At 74.5% G+C, this 7,823-nt stretch carries 8 protein-coding genes; 4 read left to right on the forward strand and 4 right to left on the reverse strand.

Features of this window, described 5'->3' with window-relative positions; translation table 11 throughout:
• The 3 genes from H5J33_RS16450 to H5J33_RS16460 all read right to left on the reverse strand — a co-directional run.
• Window positions 1-655 (reverse strand): glycosyltransferase family 2 protein (locus H5J33_RS16450; RefSeq protein ID WP_181795656.1); only part of this gene is annotated, 655 nt, incomplete at its 3' end.
• Complete coding sequence (locus H5J33_RS16455) at window positions 652-2,286, reverse strand: carbamoyltransferase C-terminal domain-containing protein (protein WP_181795657.1); 1,635 nt, start codon at window positions 2,284-2,286, stop codon at window positions 652-654. The genes H5J33_RS16450 and H5J33_RS16455, both read right to left, overlap by 4 nt.
• A 33-nt stretch (window positions 2,287-2,319) precedes the next feature.
• Entirely contained in the window at window positions 2,320-3,327 is a 1,008-nt protein-coding gene (locus H5J33_RS16460) for an NAD-dependent epimerase/dehydratase family protein (RefSeq protein WP_181795658.1), read from the reverse strand.
• Window positions 3,328-3,653: 326 nt separating this feature from the next.
• Here H5J33_RS16460 and H5J33_RS16465 point away from each other — a divergent pair, with 326 nt between their 5' ends.
• The gene (locus H5J33_RS16465; protein ID WP_181795659.1) at window positions 3,654-4,547 is read left to right on the forward strand and encodes a polysaccharide pyruvyl transferase family protein; all 894 of its coding nucleotides are present in this window, start codon (window positions 3,654-3,656) and stop codon (window positions 4,545-4,547) included.
• A gap of 102 nt (window positions 4,548-4,649) precedes the next feature.
• Window positions 4,650-5,213: a hemerythrin domain-containing protein gene (locus tag H5J33_RS16470; RefSeq protein WP_181795660.1), complete on the forward strand. Its 564-nt coding sequence runs from the start codon at window positions 4,650-4,652 to the stop codon at window positions 5,211-5,213.
• A gap of 117 nt (window positions 5,214-5,330) precedes the next feature.
• Here H5J33_RS16470 and H5J33_RS16475 read toward each other — a convergent pair whose 3' ends face one another.
• A complete protein-coding gene (locus H5J33_RS16475; RefSeq protein WP_181795661.1) occupies window positions 5,331-5,675 on the reverse strand; it encodes a DUF3040 domain-containing protein in 345 nt (114 codons plus the stop codon).
• A 376-nt stretch (window positions 5,676-6,051) separates the two neighbouring features.
• Here H5J33_RS16475 and dhaK point away from each other — a divergent pair, with 376 nt between their 5' ends.
• On the forward strand, window positions 6,052-7,044 hold the full coding sequence (gene dhaK, locus H5J33_RS16480) for a dihydroxyacetone kinase subunit DhaK (protein ID WP_181795662.1): 993 nt from the start codon (window positions 6,052-6,054) through the stop codon (window positions 7,042-7,044).
• 67 nt (window positions 7,045-7,111) lie between these two features.
• The gene (dhaL, locus tag H5J33_RS16485) at window positions 7,112-7,729 is read left to right on the forward strand and encodes a dihydroxyacetone kinase subunit DhaL (protein ID WP_181795663.1); all 618 of its coding nucleotides are present in this window, start codon (window positions 7,112-7,114) and stop codon (window positions 7,727-7,729) included.
• Window positions 7,730-7,823: the final 94 nt, after the last annotated feature.

Consider the following 7,823-nt stretch of genomic DNA (forward strand, 5'->3'; position numbering starts at 1 on the left):
CGTTGCCGCGCTGGGCGGGCAGCGAGGCCCACCAGTGGGCGGGGCGGACCGGGTGCCGGGTGACGCGGGTGCCCCGGGTCAGGTTCCAGCCGGCCCGCTGGACGCGCAGGGCGAGGTCGGCGTCCTCGCGGAAGGCGCGCGGGAAGCGTTCGTCGAAGCCGCCGGTCCGCTTGAGCGCCTCGGTGCGGTAGGCCATGTCGGCGGTGGCCCAGGCGGCGTTCTCCAGGCCCTTGGTGGTGCGTTCCCAGTCGGTGGGCCGGCGGTCCGTGGGCAGCGGGACGCGCAGCCGTCCCTGGACGCCGCCGATGTCGGGGCCGGCCGCGCGCAGGTCCTCGGCGAGGTGCCGGGACCAGTCCGGCAGCACCTGGACGTCGTCGTCCAGGAACACCGTCCAGGGGGTGCGGACGGTGCGCCAGCCGGCGTTGCGGGCGGCGGCCGGGCCCTTGCCGCCGGTGCGCAGGGTGCGTACCCGGTCCAGGAGCTGTCCGGCGGTCTGAAGGGGCAGGCCGCCCTCGGGCGCCGGCCGGTCGTCCACCACGACCACCTCGTGCGGGGTGTGCTCGGCGGTGCCCTCGGCGAGCGCGCGCAGGCACTCGGCGAGGCAGGGCCGGCCGATGGTGGGGACGACGACGGTGTAGGCGGGCGCGTCGGTCATGCGAACGCCTTTCCCCGGCGGATCGCGAACGGGCCGAGCACCAGCAGGTCCACGGGGGCGGAGCCGAAGCACTCCAGGGCGTCCCGGGGGTCGTCCACCATGGGCCGGCCGGCGGTGTTGAGGCTGGTGTTGACCACGACCGGCAGTCCGGTGCGCCGTTCGAAGCCGTCGATCATCCGGGCCACCAGGGGTTCCCGGGCGCGGTCGACGGTCTGGATGCGGGCGGTGCCGTCGACGTGCACCACGGCCGGGATGCGGGCCTTCCAGTCGGCGGCCACGTCGTGCACGAACAGCATGTGCGGGCTGGGCAGCGGTCCGTCGAAGATCTCGGCGGCGCGTTCGGCGAGGACCATGGGGGCGACGGGCCGGAACTCCTCGCGGCCCTTGACCGCGTTGAGCCGCTCCACGTTGTCGGCCCTGCCGGGGTGGGCGAGCAGGGAGCGGTGTCCGAGCGCGCGCGGCCCGTACTCGCTGCGGCCCTGGAACCAGGCCACGATCCCGTCGGCGGCCAGTGTCCCGGCGGCCGTCTCGGCGATGTCGGCGGGTTCCTCGTAGGGTACGGCGGCCCGCTCCAGCCAGGTCCGCAGTTCGGCGTCGCTCCAGCCGCGGCCGAGGGCGGCCGTCTCCATCGGCTCCAGGGTGTCCTTCTGCCCGGCGATGTGGGCGGCGGCGCCGAGCGCGGTGCCGGCGTCGCCCGCGGCGGGCTGCACCCAGATGTGGGAGAAGCCGCTCTCGCGCCACAGCCGGGTGTTGGCGACGCAGTTCAGCGCGACCCCGCCGGCCAGGGTGAGGGCGTCCTCACCGGTGCGTTCGCGCAGGTGGCGGGCGAGCGCCAGCATGGCCTCCTCCAGGCAGAGCTGGGCGCTGGCGGCGAGGTCGGCGTGGTCCTGGTGCCAGGCGCCGCGGGCCGGGCGGGGCGGCACCAGGTCGGCCCAGGGCACCGGGCGGGCGCGGAAGCCGCCCTGGTCGTCGGCGTGGACGTACTCGCGCAGCCGGGCGGCGAAGCGCGGGGTGCCGTAGGAGGCGAGCGCCATGACCTTGAACTCGTCGCTGCTGCGCAGGAATCCGAGGTGCTGGGTGAGGTCCTCGTAGAACAGGCCGAGGGAGTCGGGCAGTTGCTGGGTGGCGAGGACGGTCAGCTCGCGGTTGGTGTACCGGCCGGCCAGGTGGGAGCCGCACTCGCCGCGGCCGTCCAGGACGAGCACGGCGCAGTCGGGGTAGGGGGAGACGGCCCCGGCGGACGCGGCGTGCGCCACGTGGTGCGGGACGAACCGCACCTTGGCCGGGTCGAGTCCGGGCAGCGCCTCGGCGAGGAAGCCGGGGGCCTGCCGGGCGTACTCCTGGCGCAGGTGGTCCCAGGGGTCGTGCAGGCCCATCTCCTCGGCGGGGCGGGCGAGGACGGGATCGTAGGAGTAGGCGACGGCGTCCAGGTCGGACGGGGTGAGGCCGGCCTGCTCCAGGCACCAGCGGGCCGACTGCTCGGGCAGCTCCCAGGCGGAGAAGGGTACGGGCCGCTTGCCGTGCTTGCGACGGGAGAACCGCTCCTCCTCCGCCGCCGCCACGACCTGGCCGTCGGTGATCAGGGCGGCGGCGGGGTCGTGGAAGAGTGCGTTGATTCCGAGGACGTGCATGCGCTGTCTCCAGGGCCGGGGAGGGGCGGGGGGTCAGGGCTGCGGGGCCGGGTCCCGCGCGGGCGCCACCGGCTGCGGGGGCAGGGCGGCGAAGTAGGCGATGGTCTGCTTCAGCCCCTCCTCCCAGGGGACCTGCGGCGACCAGCCGAGCAGCTCGCGCGCGAGGGTGGTGTCGGGGCGGCGCCGGCCGGGGTCGTCCACGGGCCGGTCGACGAAGGCGATCGGCGAGCGGGAGCCGGTGAGGGCGACCACCCGGCGGGCCAGGTCGGCGACGGTGATCTCGTCGCTGCCGCCGATGTTGACCGGCCGTACGGACCGGCTCGCGGCGACCCGCAGGATGCCGTCCACGGTGTCGTCGACGTAGCACAGGGAGCGGGTCTGGCTGCCGTCGCCGGTCACGGTGAGCGGTTCCCCGGCCAGGGCCTGGCAGATGAAGGTGGGCACGGCCCGGCCGTCGTGGGCGCGCATCCGCGGCCCGTAGGTGTTGAACAGCCGGACGATGCCGGCGTTCGTGCCCCGGGTGCCGGCGTGCGCGGTGACCAGGGCCTCGGCGAACCGTTTGGACTCGTCGTACACGCTGCGCGGCCCGACGGGGTTGACGTTGCCCCAGTAGCCCTCGTGCTGCGGGTGGACCTGGGGGTCGCCGTACACCTCGGAGGTGGAGGCGAGCAGGAACCGGGCGCCGTCGCGTTCGGCGACGGCCAGCGCGTTGCGGGTGCCGGTGCTGCCGGCCTCCAGGGTCTCCAGCGGCAGGCGGAGGTAGTCGGCGGGCGAGGCGGGGCAGGCGAAGTGCAGGACGAGGTCGTACGGGCCCGGGAGGCGTTCGGCGCAGTCGGCCGCGCTGACGTCGCAGTACACGTACCGGAAGCCGGGCCGTGTCTCCAGGTGCGCGACGTTCTCGCGCCGTCCGCAGACCAGGTTGTCGGCGCAGTCGACTTCGACGCCCGAATCCAGCAGCCGTTCGCACAGGTGGGAGCCGAGGAAGCCGGCCCCGCCGGTCACGAGGGCGCGCCGCCAGGAGAACGGTGTGGCACCAGTCATGGGGGCTTCTCCTTCGTCGTCCTTCGTCCACGTCGTCCGCGCCCGGAAGCGCGTGGTGGAGAGCGCCGTCCGTGTACGGCCTGGCTGCATACGGGTGTTCGGCGCGTGCCGCCGCACCGGGCCCGGTGTCACCGGCCCGTCGGGGAGGAAGAGGACAGGGCGCGGGTCCCGGAGACGTCCGGGACCGCCTTGCCGGGCCGCCGCTGGCTGGACGGCACTGGCAGCTGGGTTCCCCTGCCAGTTGGGTTCACACGTTGGATTCTTATTGTCCGGAATCAGGGGTACTCGCGCGACTCAGGCGCCTCGTTACCACGGTGGAGGCCTCCATGCACGACGACGTCCCCGCAGCCGTGCTGCGCACCCTGCGCGGGCCCGGCGGGCCCCCGCGGAAGCTGCTGCTCACCGGCTGGTTCAGCTTCCGGGACGGCGAGGCGACGGCCGGGGACGTGCTCGCCCAGCGGCACATGTCGGCGGCCCTGACCGGGGCCGGCATCCCCCACGACACGGCGTGGAGTCCCGGTTTCAGGCCCGGGGCGCTGTCCCTGGAGACGGCCGACCCGGGCGCCTACGACACGCTGCTGTTCGTGTGCGGTCCGGTGCACGGCCCCCAAGTCGCCGCCCTGCATGCAAGGTTCAGGTCCTGCACACGACTGGCGGCCGGGGTCTCGGTGGTCGATCCGGCGGACCCCGCGGCCACCGGTTTCCATACGATCGTGGCCCGCGACGGCACCGGGGCCCCGGCCCGCCGGGACCTCGCGGCGGACGCCCCCGTGGGCCCGCTGCCGCCGGTGGCCGCGGTGGTGCTCTCCTCGGGCCAGGGCGAGTACGGCGCGCGCCGGCGGCACGGGGAGGTCAACGACGCGATCACCGGCTGGCTGGCCGGCAAGGACTGTACGCGGGTGCCGGCCGAGACCCGGCTGGCCGTGGACGACTGGCGGCTGTGCGCCACCGCCGAGCAGTTCCTCGCCCTCGTCGCCCGCTGCGACCTGGTGGTCACCACCCGGCTGCACGGTCTGCTGCTGGCGCTGCGGGCCGGCACCCCGGTGATCGCGGTCGACCCGGTGGCGGGCGGGGCCAAGGTCACGGCGCAGGCGCGTGCCGTGGGCTGGCCGGCGCTGGTGGCCGCGGACGCGCTGTCCCGCCCGGCGCTGGACCAGTGGTGGGCGTGGGCGCTGTCGGAGGCGGGCCGGACGGCCGCCGCCCGTCACCCGACGCGCTGACGGCGCGTGCCGGTCCGTGTAACGCGCGGTGTCCGGGGCACTCGGCACGGCAACGGCACGGCCCCTCCCGGGCCGCCGCGTCTCACGCAGGAGGTAACGACCATGGGTCACGGCGGGAACGTCATCCAGGAGCTGACCACCGACCACCGCGAGGTGGAGGAGATCTTCGGCCGTTTCGAGGCGCTGCCGCCCGGCTCGCCGGAACGCAAGGACCTCTGCGACCAGGCCACGATCGAGCTGGTCCGGCACTCGGTCGCCGAGGAGGCCTACCTCTACCCGGCGGTCCGCGAGCACGTGGCGGGCGGTGACGCGCTGGCCGACAAGGAGATCGAGGACCACGCCGAGGCCGAGCGGCTCATGAAGGACCTGGAGGGCTGCCGGGCGGACGACCCCCGGTTCGACACGCTGATGACGCGGCTGATGAGCGAGATCCGGTCCCATGTGACCGACGAGGAACAGAACCTTTTCCCGCGGCTGGAGGCGGCCTGTCCCCCGGACGCGCTGATGGAGCTGGGCGACAAGGTCCGCCGGGCCAAGCAGATGGCGCCGACCCGCCCGCACCCCTCGGCCCCGGACACTCCCCCGGCCAACAAGCTGCTGGCACCGGGAGCGGGCCTGGTGGACCGGCTGCGGGACGCCCTGTCGGGGCGGGGCAAGGAGAGCTGACGGCCGTCCGGGGCGGAGCCACTCCCCGGGGACACCCCGCCCATGACGACGCCGCCCGGCCCTCGCGGCCGGGCGGCGTCGTCATGGTGGCCGTGGCGCACCCCGAAGGCACGGGGCTCAGAGCCGCGGTGTGGGCCGGGGGCGGCGGTGGGGCCGGCGGGGGCGCGGGCGGGTGGCCCGGCACAGCAGCCGGAACGCCTGGACGAGGGTGAACGGCCACAGCAGCGCGAAGCACCACAGCAGCGCCGGGTCCGAGGTGCGGATGCCCATGACGGCGACGAACACCGACGCGACCGCCAGCAGCAGCACCGCCGCCGGCAGCCAGACGCCGTACCGCTCGTCGCCCATCCGGCGCGCGAACCGCCGGTCCTGCCTGAGGCCCGCCTCGATCCGCGCCAGCGCCAGCCGCTCGCGCGCGGACAGTCGTACCCCGTCGTGCTCCCACATCTTCCACTCGTCCACGGCGACGGCACCTCCTCGGTCACGGCCTGCGGGGCTCCGTGCCACCGGGTTCCCCGGACGCGGCGGCCGATGCGGTGCCAAAGGACCGGGAGAGCCCTGCCACCGATGGCGGTCTCCCCGGTGTCGCTCCCTTCGGCCAACGGGCGGGGCCGGCCTGGACAGTTGGTGCCGACGCGGCCCGGGTGTCCCGGTAGAGTGCTGTCTCCCTTGGTCGACAGTCCGCTACGGACCGTAAAGCCGGGCGAACGCACGTGACCTCGGCTGCCGCAGGGCAGATACTGCCCATAGACGGGACGAACGGCTGTCTCCACCGGGTGACCGTCGGCACCTGACGCCCCGTCACGGCAGTCGAGGGCCAGGTTCGCGAGGAGACACCATGAGGATGCTGATCAACGTACCGGAGACGGTCGTGGCCGACGCGTTGCGCGGTCTGGCGGCCGCGCATCCCGAGCTGAACGTCGACGTGGAGAAGCGGGTGATCGTCCGCCGGGACGCCCCCGTGCCCGGGCAGGTCGCGCTGGTGTCGGGCGGCGGCTCCGGGCACGAGCCGCTGCACGGCGGTTTCGTCGGACCGGGCATGCTCTCCGCCGCGTGCCCCGGCGAGGTCTTCACGTCGCCGGTGCCGGACCAGATGGCACGGGCGGCGGCGGCCGTGGACAGCGGCGCGGGCGTCCTGTTCATCGTGAAGAACTACACCGGTGACGTGCTGAACTTCGACATGGCGGCCGAGCTGGCCGAGGACGAGGGCATCCAGGTCGCCAAGGTGCTCGTCAACGACGACGTGGCGGTCACCGACAGCCTCTACACGGCCGGCCGGCGGGGCACGGGCGCGACGCTGTTCGTGGAGAAGATCGCGGGTGCCGCGGCGGCCGAGGGGCAGCCGCTGGAGCGCGTGGAGTCCATCGGCCGCCGGGTCAACGACAGCTCCCGCAGCTTCGGCGTGGCCCTCAGCGCCTGTACCACCCCGGCGAAGGGCAGCCCCACGTTCGATCTGCCGGACGGCGAGCTGGAGTTGGGCATCGGCATCCACGGCGAGCCGGGCCGGGAGCGGCGGCCGATGATGACCTCCGGGGAGATCGCCGACTTCGCGGTCGACGTCATCCTGGAGGACCTGCCGCCGCGCGCTCCCGTCCTGGTGCTGGTCAACGGCATGGGCGCGACCCCGCTGCTGGAGCTGTACGGCTTCAACGCCGAGGTGCAGCGGGTATTGCGGGAACGCGGTGTCGCCGTGGCCCGCACCCTCGTCGGCAACTACGTCACCTCCCTGGACATGGCGGGCGTCTCGGTGACGCTGTGCCAGGTGGACGAGGAGCTGCTGCGGCTGTGGGACGCACCGGTGAAGACCCCGGCTCTGCGCTGGGGCATGTGAGCGCGCGATGTGCCCGCACCACCACCCCGGCCGCGTGGTCAACGGCCCTGTCACACAAGGAGATCCAGTGCTCGACTCCGATTTCTTCCGCCGTTGGATGACGACGGCGGCCGCGTCCGTCGGCCGGGAGGCCGAGCGGCTCACCGCCCTCGACTCGGCCATCGGGGACGCCGACCACGGCAGCAATCTGCAGCGCGGTTTCACCGCCGTGGCGACGGCCCTGGAGAAGGAGGCACCGGCCACCCCGGGCGGTGTCCTGATACTCGCCGGACGGCAGTTGATCTCGACGGTCGGGGGTGCGTCCGGGCCGTTGTACGGCACCCTGCTGCGCCGGGCGGGCAAGGCGCTCGGCGATGCCGCCGAGGTCGGCACGGAGGAGCTGGCGGCGGCGCTGCGCGCGGGCGTGGAGGGGGTGATGGCGCTCGGCGGGGCGGCACCCGGCGACAAGACCATGATCGACGCCCTGCTGCCGGCCGTGGACGCGCTCGGCACGGGCTTCGCCGCCGCGCGGGCCGCCGCGGAGGAGGGCGCGACGGCCACCATACCGTTGCAGGCCCGCAAGGGCCGGGCGAGTTATCTGGGCGAGCGCAGCATCGGTCACCAGGACCCGGGGGCGACCTCGTCGGCGCTGCTGATCGCGGCGCTGGCCGAGACGGCGGAGCGGGCGGAGGCGGACGGTGAGTGAGAACAGGCCGGACGGTCCGGTCGGGATCGTGCTGGTGTCGCACAGCGCCCAGGTGGCCGCGTCCGTCGCCGAACTGGCGAAGGGCCTCGCGGGC

Source organism: Streptomyces sp. WELS2 (genome assembly GCF_013870595.1).
Taxonomy (GTDB): Bacteria; Actinomycetota; Actinomycetes; order Streptomycetales; family Streptomycetaceae; genus Streptomyces.

Coding starts and splice junctions, on each gene's coding strand:
- H5J33_RS16455 (WP_181795657.1), bottom strand. CDS start 2,286: ATGCACGTCCTCGGAATCAACGCACTCTTCCACGACCCCGCCGCCGCC.
- H5J33_RS16460 (WP_181795658.1), bottom strand. CDS start 3,327: ATGACTGGTGCCACACCGTTCTCCTGGCGGCGCGCCCTCGTGACCGGC.
- H5J33_RS16465 (WP_181795659.1), top strand. CDS start 3,654: ATGCACGACGACGTCCCCGCAGCCGTGCTGCGCACCCTGCGCGGGCCC.
- H5J33_RS16470 (WP_181795660.1), top strand. CDS start 4,650: ATGGGTCACGGCGGGAACGTCATCCAGGAGCTGACCACCGACCACCGC.
- dhaK (WP_181795662.1), top strand. CDS start 6,052: ATGAGGATGCTGATCAACGTACCGGAGACGGTCGTGGCCGACGCGTTG.